Here is a 16295-nt window from a genome sequence, read left to right as displayed (position 1 = left end):
GTGTAATTCCATGTTTACGAAAAAAACAATTGACCCATACTCAAATTTGAGTATAATAAGTCGAGGGTACTCAAATTTGAATAAGAACTGGAAGGAAGGATACATGTGGACGCAAATAAAAGCAATGTAAAGCTGGTCGTTGCCGGTCTGCTGCTCGGGTTATTTATGGCCGCCCTGGATCAGACTATCGTATCAACCGCTATGACGACGATCATCAAGAAGCTGGGAGGCTTCGAGAATTTCATCTGGGTGTATTCCGCCTACATGATCGCCATGGTCGTCTCAACGCCGATTTTTGGCAAATTATCGGATATGTATGGACGCAAGCGTTTCTTCATGCTTGGACTCGCCTTATTCATAATTGGTTCTATTCTATGCGGAACGGCTCAGAATATGGATCAGCTTATTATTTACCGGGCGATTCAAGGGATTGGCGGCGGCGCCTTAATGCCAATCGTATTCACGATTATATTCGACTTGTTTCCGGCGGAGAAGCGGGGCAAGATGATGGGGCTGTTCGGAGCCGTGTTCGGCATCTCGAGCGTCTTCGGACCGATTCTGGGCGGAGCAATCACCGACAACTTCAGCTGGCGCTGGATTTTCTACATCAACGTGCCGATTGGCATTCTGTCCTTTATCTTTATTATGAAGGCTTATCATGAAACAAGAACCTCGAAGAAGCAATATATCGACTATGCGGGCGTGCTGCTTCTGACGGGAGCGATTCTCTGTCTGATGTTTGGTCTTGAGCTCGGCGGAACCGATAATTGGGCGTGGAATTCTTTTAATACCATCTCATTGTTTGTCGGTTCAGGCATTCTGCTCGCCCTCTTCCTGTGGGCGGAGACAAAAGCGAAGGATCCAATTATCAAGCTTAGTCTGTTCTCCAAGAAGTTGTTCACAAGCAGCATGATGATCTCGATGCTCTATGGCGGCGTAATGATGGCCTCCGCAACTTTTATTCCCATATTTATTCAAGGGGTTTTCCACAAGACGGCAACCCAGACGAGCACCGTACTCATTCCAATGATGCTCGGGGTTGTGTTAAGCAGCCAAGTTGGCGGATGGATTGCCAATAAACTGCCATTCCGCAATGTCATGATTGTGTCGGGTCTTACCTTGGTGCTTGGAACCGCATTGCTGGGCTTCGCGATGGACAGCTCGACAAGTCGGTTTATTATTACTCTCTACATGATTATCGTGGGCCTTGGAATCGGCGTTTCCTTCTCCTTGCTGAACATCTCCACCTTGAGCTCGGTGCCGCCGCAATACAAAGGCTCCGCTTCATCGCTAATTACTTTCTTCCGAACGATCGGCTCGGCGCTTGGCGTCACCGTGTTCGGGGTTATTCAGAAGACGAGCTTCCAATCTGCCGTTGAAAGCACGCCGAATATAGATCCGCAGCTGGCGGATCGGATCAAAGGCGGGCAGGCCTTGCTTGATCCGCAGGTTCAGAGCCAAATGGGCTTGCCGGCCGAATTAATTAACTCCTTGCTAAGCAAGCTGTCTGATTCGATTATTGATGTGTTCCAGTGGTCTGTGATTCTGCCTGCTGTCGCGATTATCTTCGCGATTCTGATGGGCAAAGCAAGACTGGAAGCGGCTAAGCCCGGTCATCAAGGAGAACAAGGCAGACCAGGCGATTCCAATGCTCGCAAAGCGGAAGCTTCGCTGAACAGGAGCTAGTCGGCCATGTCATCCATGAAGCTGCTCATATTGGGATTGCTGATGGAGAACGAAAGGCATCCATACGAAATTCGCCAGACGATTAAGATGCGGAATTGGCATACAACCTTTAATGTGCGTGACGGCTCTTTGTATTACGCGGTTGACCAAATGAGGGAGCATGATTTGATTGAAGCGTCGGAGATCGTCACGATTCCAGGCGAGAATCGGCCAGATAAGACGATTTACCGCATTACGGAGAAGGGGAGGAAGGCATTCTTGAAGCTTCTGGATAAGCAGATACTTCAAGTAAACTATCCTCAGCATCCGCTGTTCGCGGCTTTGCCATTCATTATGCATGGCGAGCCGCGGCTTGTATTAGCCGCGATTGAGCAGCACAGCGAGGCTTGCAAGGAACGCATAACGATGCTTGAAGCAGTGATGAGCATCAAGGGGGATTTGCTGCCAAAGGGATCCATCCAGATGATTCGAGGAATTATCCAGCTTAGCGAGGCGGAACGGAGCTGGTTGGAGGAGATGAGAAACGAAGCGGAGTCGGGAAGGTTGTTCGAGTCTCCTTGCAAAAAAAAGGAGTAGCTACGATATCCCTAATCGCAGCTACATCCAATTTTCTCCCCACTTTTGTATCGATTCGATGACAGGCTCGAGATCATGTCCTTTTTCTGTCAGGTCATATTCGATGCGAACCGGCATTTCCGGATAGACCGTACGGCTGACAATTTCCAGAGCTTCAAGCTCCTTAAGACGATCCGTGAGCATCTTGTCGCTCATCTCGGGAATTTGTTCCTTCAATTCCTTGAAGCGCTTGGGACCGCCAAGCAGCACGCGTATAATAAGACCAATCCATTTCTTGCCGAGCAAATCGGCTGCTGCTTCATATCTGGGACACATGGTTGAATAGTCCACTAGCATCACCTCTGCTGTTTAGTTACTTAAGTATAGCATATTTACACACTATTCGTAAGTGCGCCGAATATCCATCTGATGGAGCGACGACTTAGACAGACGCAGGACAGGCGCATATTAAAAAGGCAAGGCAATATGCGTTTATGAGATGAAGCGGTTTTGTTACACAAATGAAATGTTTCTGTTATCGCCTTATCACATGCGGAGGTTATTATAATAAACAAGACCCCCTTTTAATATAACACTTTGGGCCCTGCAGCTGCAGGGCCCCCTTTTTTGCGCATTTTTAGAGTGGAACGTTGACACGCCGGCGATTGCGAAAGAAGCACCATTCCGTAAAACCAATCTCCTTGAGACGCTTCGCGACCAGCTCCCATTCATCGCCGACCCGACTTGGCTTATGGGCGTCGGAGCCGAAGGTGACCGCGACGCCGAAATGAAGCGCACGCTCCAGAATTTCATCTGAGGGATACCATCCTCCGACATCCTTCGTGCTTCCCGATGTGTTAATCTCGATCGCGACGCCGCATTCGGCAATGACCCCAAGCGCGTCATCAATTTGCTGATGAGCGGGTATATCCGAGAAGGCGGGATAATAGCCCTTCATCGCGTCAATATGGCCGAGAATATCGAACATGCCGCTGCGAGCGGAAGCCTTGATCAAATCGTAATAATCCGATTTCTCCTTGATATGCTGCTCTTCGTTCAGGTTGTTCCAACGCTTCCGGTTGAAGATGCTCACTCCGCCAACCTTGTGGACGGAGCCGATCAAATAATCGAATGGCACGCCCTTATAGGCTTCGCGATAGACATCGGCATGTTCGGGGAAGAAATCGGATTCCATGCCAAGCAGCACCTCGATTTTCCCTTCATATTGGGCTTTCAGCCTCAAGACCTCTTCCACATAATGAGCGAAATCGCTGCGTGCCATAGCGATGGCGGGCGAAGGCTGATCCAGTTCATCATAGAAATAGGGAGAATGGTCCGAAATGCCGATGACCTGCAGCCCGGCATCCATTCCGGCCAATATGTAAGCTTCAATATCTCCGTCGGCATGTCCGCATCTGATATGATGGGTATGTAGATCGAATTTCACAAGATTTCACTCCTTCGTTACTCGCTGCTAATGAATTGATGCTCAGGCATGCCGCGCAGATCGCTCAGAAACTGCCGCATGGCCGTATTGAGATAGCGTCCTGATTTGTACACGACGCCAACCGGATGGCTCGTCTCCAGCTCATTCACTTTAATCATCTTAAGCGATCCAAGCTTCAGCTCCGTTGCAATGGACAGTCTGGAAATAATCGCTGCTCCCAGATCAATCTCAACCATCCGCTTTACCTCTTCGCTAGACGAAAGCTCCATCACAATATTGGGCTGAATATTGTATTGCTTGAACAGCCCATCGACAAATCGCCGTCCCAGCGTATCCGGAGCTAGCATGATCATCGGCAAATTTTTCAGCTTGTCTACCGTAGTATGTCTTAGGTTGCTCATTGGATGATCGGGCGATACGACCAAATGAAAGGAATCATAATAAAGCACGGAGGAAGAGATGCTTGGGTTCTTCTCGGTAATATAGGTAATGCCGACATCGACTGTGCCTTGCTCCACGGAAGTCATCACCTGAGATGATGGCATCGTATGTATCGTGATCTTAATGAATGGATATTGATTCTGGAAGTAGGAGAGCACCCTGGGCAAAATCTGAATGGCGATGGAAGAAGTCGTTCCTAATAAAATATGTCCCTGCGGCGTCTGATTCAAATCATCCAGCTTCAATCTCAGCTCGTCCACGATGGCAAGCATGCGCTCGGCATGCTCGAGAAACACTTTGCCGTGATCGGTCAAGGTAACAGGCTGATTCCTGTCGATGAGGATTGTCTTGAATTCATCCTCCAAGCTTTTGATCTGGGCGGATACGGCTGGCTGCGTCAGATTGAGAAGTTCGCCCGCCTTGCGAAAGCTCATCGTCTTGGAGATGGTCAGCAACGTTTCAAGCTGGCTAATATTCATGTTCAGTCATTCCCCCTTTCGGCGCGGCCGAATGTGATTGCAAAGGAAAGAACGGCCCGTTAGGGCGTGTTTGCAAACACGCCCTAGAGCCATTCCTTCTTGCGGAAAATAATAAACATGCAGGAGCCCAGCAAAAGCATAATGCCTAGCAATACATAGGCGCCATATTGAAAATGAAGAAAAGGCATCTTTTCAAAGTTCATCCCGTAGATGCCGGTAATGAACGTGAGGGGCATGAAGATAACGGTAATAGCCGTGAAAACGCGCATAATTTCATTCGCTCGATTGGAAAGGCTCGACTGATAGGCTTCTCGCAAGTTGCCCATCAGATCGCGATAAGTCTCGAACGATTCCGCGATCTTCAGCGCGTTCTCGTAGATATCGCTGAAATATTTCTGAAGCTGATCATCGATTAGCTTCAATTCCTTCTTATTTAATGTGAAAATAACCTCGCGCTGCGGTCCGAGCACCTTCTTCACCCACAAAATCTCGCCGCGGAGGCCGATGATTTCCGTCAGATGGGATTTCTTCGTGTGCATCAGGATATCGACCTCGAGCGTCTCGATGCGACTGTCGATACGGTCGCCTACAAGAAAATAATTATCGACGACAAGATCGACCAGATGATAGAGGAATTGATCCGGTCTGCTGACCTCCTGCTCCCATAGAATCGGCTTCAAGGTGCGGAGCTCGTTAATTTTCTGCTTCGTAACGGTAATAATATAATAGCTGCCGAGAAACATATTCAGCGCTCTAAGGAATATTTCCTCATCATCGAAACGTATGCTGTTAATAACGATAAAATAATGCTTTTCGTAAATTTCAATCTTGGGACGCTGCTCTTCCTCCTGCAGACAATCCTCTACGGCCAAATCATGCATGCCGTATAAGGGCTGCAGAATGGCCAGATCCTCCACATCTGCGTCAATCCAGTAAAATCCGTTCGGCGGAGCAACCAAGGCTTGCTCGATATTGTCCAGCGTGGTGAACACGCCGTTGTTCACATGTCTAATTTTCATCGCAGCTTCTCCTCTCTTCCTTATGCAGGAGACTGCTGAATCAGGCAGTGCTTATCAATTTCGTGAAAATAACCTCATGTTTCCGCGCCGTTGCCAGAGTGCAGGGAAACAATGGGAGGGATGACTCGCTTTTGACTGAACTTCAGCGTCTCTGTCAAGCAATTGCCGGGCCCCGGTCGGTCGCCTTCCATAACCGCATACACTCCTTTTTAAAGTCGGATAAAAAAATGAAAAAAATGCCTCAATCTTATTTAGTATACTCCTTGGGCGTCGGAACATTCAAGGATAAGATGATCTGGCCTTTATCCCTTGCTACAGGATATGCAAGCGGGGTTCTTGACGGGAATAACAGAATGCATTAAAGTAATAATCATTAGAATCACGATAATTGAATAGACTACTTTCTTATCAAGAGCAGGCGGAGGGACTAGCCCGATGAAGCCCGGCAACCGGCGTAATAAGCACGGTGCTAATTCTTGCGGAAACATAAGGTTTCTGAGAGATGAGAGAGGCGGACAGCTTATTTACCGAGCAGACGACCTTTTCTCAAGCAGAAAGGGTCTTTTTTCTAGTTATCTGTCTGATTCGCCTCACAAACGGTCAAAGGAGTGATTGGCATGCCGATCAAAGTCGCAGATAATTTGCCTGCAAAAGAAATATTGAACAACGAGAACATTTTTGTCATGGATGAAAGCACTGCTTTCCATCAGGATATCCGTCCATTGCGAATCGCGATATTGAATTTGATGCCGACGAAGGAAACGACAGAAACCCAGTTGCTGAGATTAATCGGGAATACGCCGCTTCAGGTGGAGGCCGTGCTGCTGCATCCGAAGACGCATACGTCCAAGAACACATCCGCCGAGCATCTGGAGTCCTTCTATAAGACGTTCGATGAAATCAAGCAAGAATATTTCGACGGACTCATTATTACAGGAGCGCCCGTTGAGCATTTTCCGTTCGAGGAAGTGAACTATTGGGAAGAGCTTACCGACATCATGGAGTGGAGCAAGCGTCATGTGACCTCGACGTTCCATATTTGTTGGGCCTCTCAGGCAGGGCTTTATTATCATTACGGCGTTCCCAAGTATAATCTCGATCACAAAATTTTCGGCATCTACCCGCATACGATCGAGAAGCGCAACGTGCCGCTGCTACGGGGCTTCGACGAGTCGTTCCTCGTGCCGCAATCGAGGCATACCGAGTTTCGCCGAGAAGACATCGAGGGCATTGAGGAGCTTGAGATTCTATCCGAATCGGAGGACTCCGGCATCTATCTGGTCGCGTCCAAGGACGGTCGGCAGATCTTCGTTACGGGACATTCGGAATATGATCCGAATTCGCTGAAATACGAATACGATCGCGACGTCGCGAAGGGGCTATCGATCGCGCTGCCGGTCAACTATTATCCGGGCGACGATCCAGACAAGGCGCCGCTGTCCACCTGGCGGGCGCATGCCAACCTGCTGTATTCGAACTGGCTGAACTATTATGTCTACCAGTTGACTCCCTATGAACTCGGCGCAGGCATCTGATAAGGCCGAGATTTTGGAGCTTAATTTCTACCTAAGGAGTGTATGACGATATGAAAATCGAAAGTGAATTGGCACAAATCGGATCCTTGAAGGAGCCTGTGACGGGAGCGGTGAGCTTTCCCGTCTATCAAGCAACCGCGTTCCGTCATCCGAAGCTTGGCGAAAGCACTGGCTTCGATTACGCAAGAACGAAGAGCCCGACCAGAGCTGTGCTGGAGGAAGCGGCGGCCAAGCTCGAATCCGGCGATGCGGGCTTTGCCTGCAGCTCCGGCATGGCCGCGCTGCAAACGATATTTGCTTATTTCAGCCAAGGCGATCATCTTATCGTGTCCCTTGATCTCTATGGCGGAACCTACCGTTTGCTCGAGCGAATCATGTCCAGATTCGGCGTCACGGCTTCCTATGTGGACACGAACGACATTGACGCCATGACCTCGCTGCTGACGCCGAATACGAGGGCGATCCTGATCGAGACGCCGACGAATCCGCTGATGATGATTACGGACCTGGAGCGCGTATGCTCCTGGGCGAAGTCGAAGGGGCTGCTGACCATTGTCGACAATACGCTGCTTACCCCATATCTTCAGCGTCCGCTCGAGCTTGGGGCTGACATCGTTATACATAGCGCGACCAAATATCTCGGCGGTCATAACGATGTGCTTGCCGGCTTGATCGTGACGAAGGGTGAAGCGCTGTCGCAGGAAATGGCGATCCTGCATAATTCAATCGGAGCGGTTCTCGGTCCTCAAGATTGTTGGCTGCTGATGAGAGGCATGAAGACGCTCGCGCTTCGCATGGAACGCCATCAATTCAACGCGACGAAGCTTGCGGAATTCCTGATGGAGCATGAAGCGATCGAAGATGTCTATTATCCGGCGCTGCCGCATCATCCCGGACATGATACGCAGAACAGACAATCCTCCGGCAATACGGGCATCTTCTCCTTCCGCTTGAAGGACGCCCGCTATGTGGAGCCGATTCTTCGTCATATCAAGCTGATCGCATTCGCCGAAAGCCTGGGCGGCGTTGAATCGCTTATGACCTATCCTGCGGTTCAGACGCATGCGGATATTCCGGAGGACATTCGACAAGCAATCGGCGTGGATGATCGTCTGCTGCGCTTCTCTGTCGGCATCGAGCATATCGATGATTTGATCGAGGATCTGGATCAAGCGATCGCAGCTGCGAAACGCGAGCTCGAAGGTTAACTTTCGCTATTTTGCCATAATGGAAAGCCTCTCCGGGATGACGCCTCGCAGCGGAATATGATACGATGAGAGAGAATGGTTGGCCGCTGTTGTTGCGAATAGATGCTGCGAATGAATCCAAGCGATTGAATTGCTTAGGCAGGAGGTATTGCGGATGAGCGAAATAGACCGAATATTAGACAAGGCTTTGCGCGGCGAGCGAGTAGGGCTTGAAGAGGGCATGGAGCTGCTGGCTTCCGATCAGATTGAGAAGCTGGGGCATACGGCGAACCAAATCATGCTGAAACGACATCCGGACCCGATAACGACCTTCGTCGTGGGACGGAATGTGAATTATACGAATGTATGCGATGTGTATTGCCGATTCTGCGCGTTCTATCGCGCTCCGGGCTCGAAGGAAGGCTACGTGCTGGACGACGAGGTCATTCTGAACAAAATTCAGGAAACGGTTGATGTCGGCGGCACCGAGATTTTAATGCAAGGCGGCACGAATCCGAATCTGCCGTTTACGTACTATACCGATTTGCTGAGGAAGATTAAAGCAAGATTCCCGCAAATCACGATGCATTCCTTCTCGCCTGCGGAAATACAGAAAATGAAGGTCGTGTCGGATGGGTTGACGCTGGACGAGGTCATCGAACAGCTGCATGCCGCAGGGCTTGATTCCTTGCCGGGGGGCGGAGCGGAAATTCTCGACGATCGCACGAGACGCAAGATCAGCCGCATGAAGGGTTCATGGACCGACTGGATGGCTGTAATGAACTCGGCGCATCGCCACGGTATGAACACGACGGCGACGATGGTATACGGCCTTGGCGAGACGATTGAGGAGCGGGCGCTGCATATGACGCGCGTTCGCGACGAACAGGATAAGGTGAAGGCGAACGGATATCCGACACAAGGCTTCAAAGCGTTCATCTCCTGGCCGTTCCAGCCGGACAACACCAATTTGAAGCTGGAGAAGGCAAAGCCGGAAGAATATCTTCGCATCGTTGCGGTCAGCCGGATCATGCTTGATAATATTGATAATTTCCAATCCTCGTGGGTGACCATGGGGCCGGAGATGGGCAAGCTTAGCTTGTCCTATGGCTGCAACGACTTCGGCAGCACGATGATCGAGGAGAATGTCGTGTCGGCGGCCGGCACGACGCATAAGGTGAATATTGAACTTATTCTTCAATTGATTCGCGAAGCGGGCAAGGTGCCGGCTCAGCGCGATACGAAATACAATATTTTGCGGATTTTCAACGAGACCGACAAAGCCCAAAAGGATTTTGTCATGCAGAACTGATTAGAACTGGCCATGAAATGATCAAATAGCAATCCGGCGCATGAATAAGCATCCGATTGCAGGGAAAGGCATCTTCCTCTTTGAGGCGGGATGCCTTTTCCGTCTTTCATGCATGTACGCTCCTCCAGGCTAATGCCAATCTCTTCTTCGTATATACAGCGTCCACGGACCATATACTGAAACGGAAGGAAGGAGTGAGCGAGCGTATGGAGCTGTTTACCATTGCCATTGCGAAGGATATGGAAGCTGTTTCCGTTAAATTACAAGCGTTGCTGAAAGAGCATACCAATCATGCATTACATAATGCGAAGCCCGGCGTGCAACTCCAGGCAGCGGTGGATTATGATATTTTGGAAGATAGAGGTATTCGATGCAAGGGGATTCTGCCCGGCTTTCGTTTGGCGGAGCACGGGCATCTCGTGTATCAGGGAGCTGCGAACGCGATTGCCGAATTTATATTGAGCGAGCTTGAAGCGGAATTGGTATTGAAGATGATCAGGCGAAAGCATCACAATATTCCGGCGCTTGAGACGGAGGCGATCGAGAAATATTGCGAAGGCTTGCTGAAAGGCATGGAATGGGATCAACTCGGAAGCCGGTTTCAAGAAGCGGACCGAAATCGCAGGAAGAAGAAGATCGCGGATGAAGTCGAACTGTATTTGTCCGAGCATGCCCAGCTTCAGCTTCAAGGCTTTGTTCGATTCCGATTGCAGAACTATCGGAGCGAGCTGAAGGACATTGTGGAATATGCCATGGATGAATATGTGCTGGATAAGCAATATCAGGAGTTTATTTCGTTGTTGAAATATTTCGTCCAGCTTCAGGAATCCAAGGTTTCCATTGTACACTTGCTTCACAAGGGCGGTCATGAATTTATGCTGTACAATTCCAGCTTCCAACCGATTGAACCGAAGCCGCCGTCAGATCGAATCGTGGCGGAAATGCTGGAGACGGAGATGAATATCGAGGATATGGTCATTTCTTCGCTCATCTCCGTCTCTCCGAAGCAAATCGTCGTGCATACGAGACAAGCGGAAATGCAGGTTATTCGAACGATTCAAACGATTTTCGATGATCGCGTATCGGTCTGCGTCGACTGCAGCTCTTGCTCGCAAACCTTGGATGAGCTGATTAAGCCTTGAGCGATAGCGAATGAATCAAACTAACAACATGACATTACCCAATCAAGAAAGCTGCGCCAAAGGATGAAGATGTCCTTTAACGCAGCTTTTTTTGCCAACTTCGCAAGACTTCGAGAAAAATTTTCTCTTTCGGCAGTCTGCCCTTAAGGGTTACAGCTTAACCCAGGCGTCAAGGCCATCCGGTTGATCGGGATTGATGCCTTGTCGATCCGCCCCGCAAATGGCTGCGATTTGCGCTATGAAGATAAAAGGGATGCCTCGGACGGCGAAATCGAGCTTCATGTTCGACGAAACGACCAGATCGGCAGCAGAGAGATAGAGCTGCCGAGCCTCATCCTGATCGATATAGGCGATGACGGTTGCGCCGCGCGCTTTCAGGTCGGCGAGCAGCTTGAGCTGATACTCAAAGCCGCCGTCATTCAGCGCCGCCAGGACCAAAGTATCCCGTCCGATCGTAACCATGGGACCATGCCTCACATCAAGCAAGTGATGAGCATGCGCTTGAGCGTTGGCGATTTCGGTCATGGCGATCGCACCTTCCGCGGCTAAGCCGTTAAGCTCGCCGTCAGCAAGCACGACGGCATTCTCCCACGCAAAGCCCGCCGTTCTCCGTATAGCCTGCTCCGATCCGGACATGAATGTCTCGCCGTGAGCGACAGCCTCTCGAATTGAATCGATAAGAGCATCGTCATTGCCGTAGAAGGCGGCAAGCATCAGATTGGCGACGTAGAGATTCGTCACCGTGCGCGTCTGGCATACGCTGTTGTCGAATGCCCATGGGAGCTCCAGCGCATAATCGGCAACCTTCGATAAGGGCGAGTCTTGCACGCAGGTCAGCGCAAGCAGCGGGCGCCGCTCGTCTTGTTGAAGCAGCGGAATCGCTTCCATGATCTCGGTCGTGCTGCCCGAACGCGATGGCAGTACGAGCAGCGCGCCTCTTAGCGTGCTCCTATAACGCGAAGCGTTCAGCATCAGATCTCCCCCTGCGAACGCGTACGCCGGAATGCCGCCGCGCAATTGGAACGATCGCGCGGCCGAGACGCTCAGCGCGTAGCTGGAGCCGCAGCCGACGAACGCGATGGATGATGCCTCACTTTCCTTCATAAATGCAGTGAGCCTGTCGCGCTGGGACAGCATGTACGCGAATGTAAGCCGCAACGCTTCGTATTGCTGCTTGATTTCGGAATAAGTTAAGCTCATTCTATTGCCTCCTCATCCTGCCTAACAGCAGTTGTTAAGGAAAGTGTACTGTATTAATGTGACGGAATCAATAATTATTTGATCGAATCAATCAAATAATGATTTAAAAAATCTTTAAATTGCGGTATACTTGCTTTAAAGACAGGAGGAATGGATATATGAACAAGCTCACGATGTCCAAAAGCGGCAAGCGGCGGGAGGATGCCTTGCGCCAGCTGAAACTGGAAGGACGGCTCTCCATTCAGGAAGCGATGCTCAAATTCGATATATCCGAGGCGACGGCAAGAAGAGATATGGACGCATTGGCGGAATTAAACGGCGTCATTCGAACGATTGGCGGTGTTCAATACGAAAGCTATTCCGCCATGAAGGAAGCCACCTTTCATGAGAAGAGGAATATACTGCTGCCTGAGAAGGAGGCGATTGCGGAGAAAGCCGCTTCTCTTGTCGCGGACGGAGATATTATTGCCTTGACTGGCGGAACGACCACCTTCCTCATAGCCCGGAAGCTGAAGGACCGGCGTAATCTGACGGTTGTGACGAATGCCGTCAATATTGCGATGGAGTTGTCCGACAGCGAGGATGTGCAGGTCGTACTGACAGGAGGCGTCATGCGCAAGAACAGCTTCGAGCTATGCGGGCCGCTTGCGGAGAAGACGGTGGAGGATCTTAATATTACGAAGATGTTCCTGGGCGTTGACGGGTTCACGGCTGCGCAGGGGTTTACAACGTATTCAGAGCTGGAGGCTCATATCGGCAAGCTGATGATTGCAAGATCGGCGCAAACAATCGCCGTTTTCGATCAATCGAAGGTTGGCAAGGCGTCAATTTTCACGATTGCGCCGTTATCGGCCGTTCAGGCTTGCGTTACCGATGCGGAGCTGGGTGAGCGGGAATTGCAGCAATTGCGGGAGCATGGGCTGACCGTGCATCTCGTTCGGAAGAAGCAGACAACGGGAGAGGAGTCTTAATTATGTCATTAGTATCTTCAACGCCATTATTGCAGAAAGCTCGCAGAGAGGGTTATGCGGTTGCCGCTTTCAACGTGCATACGCTGGAAATGCTGCAAGGGGTGGTGGAGGCCGCGGAGGCTACCCGCTCGCCGCTCATTCTTCAGACTACGGTAGGAACCGTGAAGCATCTCGGTCCCGAGTATGTCGCCGCCGCGGCCCGCGTCGCTGCAGATCGTTCCGGCGTGCCGATTGCCCTGCATCTCGATCATTGCACGGAATTCGATATTGTTGTCCGATGCATCCGCGCGGGATACACATCGGTCATGATCGATGCTTCGATGCATGCCTTCCAGGAGAACCTGCGTCAAACGTTGCGCGTCGTGGAAATCGCCAAAGCGGCAGGCGTAAATGTTGAAGCGGAGCTTGGCAAGGTGGGAGGCGTGGAGGATGATATCGTCGTTGCGGAGAATGAAGCTTTAATGGCAGATCCGGATGAATGCGCGAGCTTCGTGGAGTTGAGCGGGGTTCCGACGCTTGCGCCGGCCATTGGCACCGCTCATGGCATTTACAAAGGAGAGCCGAGAATCGATTTCGACCGCATTGAGCGGATTGCCGGGCTTGTGTCCGTGCCGCTTGTTCTGCATGGAGGCTCCGGCATTCCAAAGGCGCAAGTGAAACGGGCCGTCTCTCTGGGCATGGCGAAGGTGAATGTCGCTACCGAGCTTCGCATCGTTTTCACGGATGCCATCAAACGCGTATTCGCGGACAATCCCGACGAGAATGATCCGCGCAAATATATGGTGCCGGCCAAGCAGGCTTTGAAAGAAGCGGCCATGGAGAAGATGCGTATATGCGGGGCAGTCGGCAAAGCGTAAGCGGCATCGACGTTAATTTCTCAGCAAGGGATTGCCTTAATCGGATATAATGGACTTATCAAGTTGGACAAGGAAGACGGCTGCTTGCCGTCTTCTTCGGTTTGGAGGCTGAGAAATGACCGTTTCAAAGGGAAGAGGACCTACGCTGGTCAAGGAAATCAATCGCAAGCTTGTATACGGTATGCTCAAGGAGCGCAGGCGTTCGACCAGGGCGGAGCTCGCGGCAATGCTGGAATTGAACAAAAACACGGTTAATGTCATTGTGGACGAGCTGATCGCAGGCGGCTATATCACCGAGACGGGATTGCTCGGACGAACGGGAGCAGGCCGCAAAGCCGTCGGCATCGTCTTCGAACCGAGGAACCGGCTGGCAATCGGGATGCAACTGGGCGCTTCATCCGTTCTTGGCGTCATTACGGATCTGTACGCCAATCCGCTCGAATATTTCGAAATGCCGATTCGCAAGCATGACTTGCATAATCCGCAGACTATCGTCGCACGGGTTCGAGAGCACTCGAAGGAGCTAGTGAAGCAATACGGCGCAAATGCGATTGTCGGCGCGGGCTTCGGCATTCCCGCGTTGCTGGATGCGGCCAGAGTTACGGTCGTCGGCTCCAGCCACTTGGGCTGGAGCGATGTTCCGTTGCTTGAAATGCTGCGAGCCGACAGCCCCATCTCTTATATTATTGATAATAATGTCAAGCTGGCTTCATTGGGCGAGCGCTGGCATGGCCGCGCGGCGGGGCTGCGCAATTTCATTTATTGCTCATTCGGCACGGGAGTGGGCTGCAGCTTGATTATGAATGGCGAAATTTTGCGCGGAGCCTATGGAGCGGCCGGAGAGCTCGGACATATCGTCGTGGAGCCGAACGGTCCCCGCTGCGCCTGCGGCCGCTGCGGTTGTCTGGAAGCGGTGGTCGGGTTGCCGGCGTTGTATGAGCGATTGAGCGCCGCGCTCGGAGCAGCTTATGAGAATATGACGATTCAGTGGTTGGTTCTTCAGGCCGAATCGAATAATGAAATCGTTCTGGAGGAGCTGTCGCGGGCGGGAAGAGCGATAGGCTACGCCTTGTCGAGCGCCGTGAATTTATTGAATCCCGGCTTAATCCTGTTCGACGGTCCTCTAATGAAGCTTTCATCCTTTTTGCTTCCGTTTATTGAGCAGGAGCTGCGCGAGAAGACGATTCGTTTCAGCGGGGAAAAGGCGGAGCTGGCGGTCTCCGATCTTTATCCCTATACCGGAGCGATCGGAGCCGCCGCCGCGATGATCGGCGAATGGGAGCAGCAGTCGAATGCCCTTCAGGGGATTACCTTCTGACCTTCTTTGTACACGGCTTCAATCGCTATTTTGTCGTTTTTGTTATGGAACAGCACAAGATCGGCAACAGCGTCAGGCTCGATAATTCCGTGACGTCCAAGCTTCATGATACGAGCCGGATTTTGCGATGCAAGAGCCCAGCTTTCCTCAAGCGTGAGCAGTCCCTTTCGAACCAGATGGTCAATGCCGGCAGTCAGCATTTGAGCCGAACCCGCAAGAATTTTCTCGTTCGAAGCAAGATGAAGTCTGCCCTCCTCGGTCAGGACAATATCCCCGCCGATATGACTATTGTATCTTCCGGCTTTCATGCCGCTCAGATAGACGGCATCGCTGACTAGAAAGATTTGATCGCGCTTCGCGCGAAGGAATACTTTCAGCAGCGCTTCCGGCAGATGAAAGCCGTCTGCAATAATGCCCGCAGCCAGCTCATCCGATGCAAGCTGCTCCCAAATGTAATTCGAATGCCTTGGCAGCATGAGATGGGATCCGTTGCCCAGATGCGTGCTCATGCTTGCGCCCGCCTCAACCGCCGCGCGTATCTGTTCGGGAGTCGCAGATGTATGCCCGATCGAGACGACAACTCCGCTGCCTGCGCACTTGGCAATGAAATCGCAAGCTCCATCCCATTCCGGCGACAATGTCAGAATGGCAATGCGGCCCTCGGCGATCCTCTGCCAGCGTTGAAAGAGCTCCCAGTCCGGCGCTTTAACAAAAGCTGCGCTATGCGCCCCCCTCGCTCCATCCTCGGGTGTTAAAAACGGTCCCTCCAGATGAATGCCCTTGATGCTTGCCGAAGTAAGATTGTCGGCGCGGCAAGCCTTCGCTATCGTATCCAGAGAAGCTTCTATCGCTTCATCCGAATTGGTGATCAAGGTTGGATAAAAAGAAGTAATGCCTTGCGCCAACAGCATGCGCGCGGCTCTATGAACGCTTTCCTCGGAGAGTGGATGCGTATTAAAGTCGATGCCCCCGTATCCGTTAATCTGCAGATCGATCAAGCCGGCGCCGATCCATGGCAGATCGGCGCCGTTTGTTTCATCCAACGACTCTTTTAACGGCTCGATTGTCGCTATCCGGTTTTGTTCGATCCCGATTCGAATGGGGGATGAGCCGCGCAGACATTTTCCCGTCACATATTGGGTCATA

At 51.3% G+C, this 16295-nt stretch carries 15 protein-coding genes and 1 riboswitch; of the genes, 9 read left to right on the top strand and 6 right to left on the bottom strand.

Going from position 1 to position 16295, the window contains the following annotated elements; translation table 11 throughout:
- Positions 1–105 precede the first annotated feature (105 nt).
- Both HFP08_RS22995 and HFP08_RS22990 read left to right on the top strand, forming a co-directional pair.
- Complete coding sequence (locus HFP08_RS22995) at positions 106–1686, top strand: MDR family MFS transporter (RefSeq protein ID WP_168122969.1); 1581 nt, start codon at positions 106–108, stop codon at positions 1684–1686.
- Between the two features lie 6 nt (positions 1687–1692).
- Positions 1693–2262 carry a PadR family transcriptional regulator gene (locus HFP08_RS22990; protein ID WP_168122968.1) on the top strand — a complete coding sequence of 190 codons (570 nt, stop codon included), beginning with the start codon at positions 1693–1695 and terminating at the stop codon, positions 2260–2262.
- A gap of 21 nt (positions 2263–2283) precedes the next feature.
- Here the strand turns inward: HFP08_RS22990 and HFP08_RS22985 are convergent, their stop codons facing one another.
- The 4 genes from HFP08_RS22985 to corA all read right to left on the bottom strand — a co-directional run bounded on the left by HFP08_RS22985 (position 2284) and on the right by corA (position 5627).
- Positions 2284–2592: a winged helix-turn-helix transcriptional regulator gene (locus tag HFP08_RS22985; RefSeq protein WP_277345879.1), complete on the bottom strand. Its 309-nt coding sequence runs from the start codon at positions 2590–2592 to the stop codon at positions 2284–2286.
- 286 nt (positions 2593–2878) lie between these two features.
- On the bottom strand, positions 2879–3688 hold the full coding sequence (locus tag HFP08_RS22980) for a histidinol-phosphatase (RefSeq protein ID WP_168122966.1): 810 nt from the start codon (positions 3686–3688) through the stop codon (positions 2879–2881).
- A gap of 17 nt (positions 3689–3705) precedes the next feature.
- Positions 3706–4608, bottom strand: a complete 903-nt coding sequence (locus HFP08_RS22975) for a LysR family transcriptional regulator (RefSeq protein ID WP_168122965.1) — start codon at positions 4606–4608, stop codon at positions 3706–3708.
- A gap of 83 nt (positions 4609–4691) precedes the next feature.
- Entirely contained in the window at positions 4692–5627 is a 936-nt protein-coding gene (gene corA, locus HFP08_RS22970; RefSeq protein ID WP_168122964.1) for a magnesium/cobalt transporter CorA, read from the bottom strand.
- Between the two features lie 402 nt (positions 5628–6029).
- Positions 6030–6136: riboswitch (SAM riboswitch) on the top strand.
- Positions 6137–6244: 108 nt separating this feature from the next.
- Between corA and metA the strand changes: the two genes are divergently transcribed.
- The 4 genes from metA to ytxC all read left to right on the top strand — a co-directional run bounded on the left by metA (position 6245) and on the right by ytxC (position 10803).
- The gene (gene metA / locus HFP08_RS22965) at positions 6245–7162 is read left to right on the top strand and encodes a homoserine O-acetyltransferase MetA (RefSeq protein ID WP_168122963.1); all 918 of its coding nucleotides are present in this window, start codon (positions 6245–6247) and stop codon (positions 7160–7162) included.
- Positions 7163–7212: 50 nt separating this feature from the next.
- Positions 7213–8370: a PLP-dependent transferase gene (locus tag HFP08_RS22960; protein WP_168122962.1), complete on the top strand. Its 1158-nt coding sequence runs from the start codon at positions 7213–7215 to the stop codon at positions 8368–8370.
- Positions 8371–8524: 154 nt separating this feature from the next.
- Complete coding sequence (mqnC, locus tag HFP08_RS22955) at positions 8525–9661, top strand: cyclic dehypoxanthinyl futalosine synthase (protein WP_168122961.1); 1137 nt, start codon at positions 8525–8527, stop codon at positions 9659–9661.
- Positions 9662–9867: 206 nt separating this feature from the next.
- Complete coding sequence (gene ytxC, locus HFP08_RS22950; RefSeq protein ID WP_168122960.1) at positions 9868–10803, top strand: putative sporulation protein YtxC; 936 nt, start codon at positions 9868–9870, stop codon at positions 10801–10803.
- A 150-nt stretch (positions 10804–10953) separates the two neighbouring features.
- Here the strand turns inward: ytxC and HFP08_RS22945 are convergent, their stop codons facing one another.
- Positions 10954–12003, bottom strand: coding sequence for an SIS domain-containing protein (locus HFP08_RS22945; RefSeq protein WP_168122959.1), 1050 nt, complete (start codon positions 12001–12003; stop codon positions 10954–10956).
- 158 nt (positions 12004–12161) lie between these two features.
- Between HFP08_RS22945 and HFP08_RS22940 the strand changes: the two genes are divergently transcribed.
- The 3 genes from HFP08_RS22940 to HFP08_RS22930 all read left to right on the top strand — a co-directional run bounded on the left by HFP08_RS22940 (position 12162) and on the right by HFP08_RS22930 (position 15149).
- A complete protein-coding gene (locus HFP08_RS22940; RefSeq protein WP_168122958.1) occupies positions 12162–12974 on the top strand; it encodes a DeoR/GlpR family DNA-binding transcription regulator in 813 nt (270 codons plus the stop codon).
- 2 nt (positions 12975–12976) lie between these two features.
- The gene (gene fba / locus HFP08_RS22935) at positions 12977–13831 is read left to right on the top strand and encodes a class II fructose-1,6-bisphosphate aldolase (RefSeq protein ID WP_206109306.1); all 855 of its coding nucleotides are present in this window, start codon (positions 12977–12979) and stop codon (positions 13829–13831) included.
- A 115-nt stretch (positions 13832–13946) separates the two neighbouring features.
- A complete protein-coding gene (locus tag HFP08_RS22930) occupies positions 13947–15149 on the top strand; it encodes an ROK family transcriptional regulator (RefSeq protein ID WP_168122957.1) in 1203 nt (400 codons plus the stop codon).
- Here HFP08_RS22930 and HFP08_RS22925 read toward each other — a convergent pair.
- Entirely contained in the window at positions 15131–16294 is a 1164-nt protein-coding gene (locus HFP08_RS22925) for an N-acetylglucosamine-6-phosphate deacetylase (protein ID WP_168122956.1), read from the bottom strand. The genes HFP08_RS22930 and HFP08_RS22925 overlap by 19 nt on opposite strands.
- Between the last annotated feature and the right edge of the window lies 1 nt (position 16295).

Source organism: Paenibacillus sp. HB172176 (assembly GCF_011947265.1).
Classification (GTDB): domain Bacteria; phylum Bacillota; class Bacilli; order Paenibacillales; family Paenibacillaceae; genus Pristimantibacillus.
The sequence above is the reverse complement of the archived record's forward strand: the minus strand, read 5'-3'. Positions and strand labels throughout refer to the sequence as shown.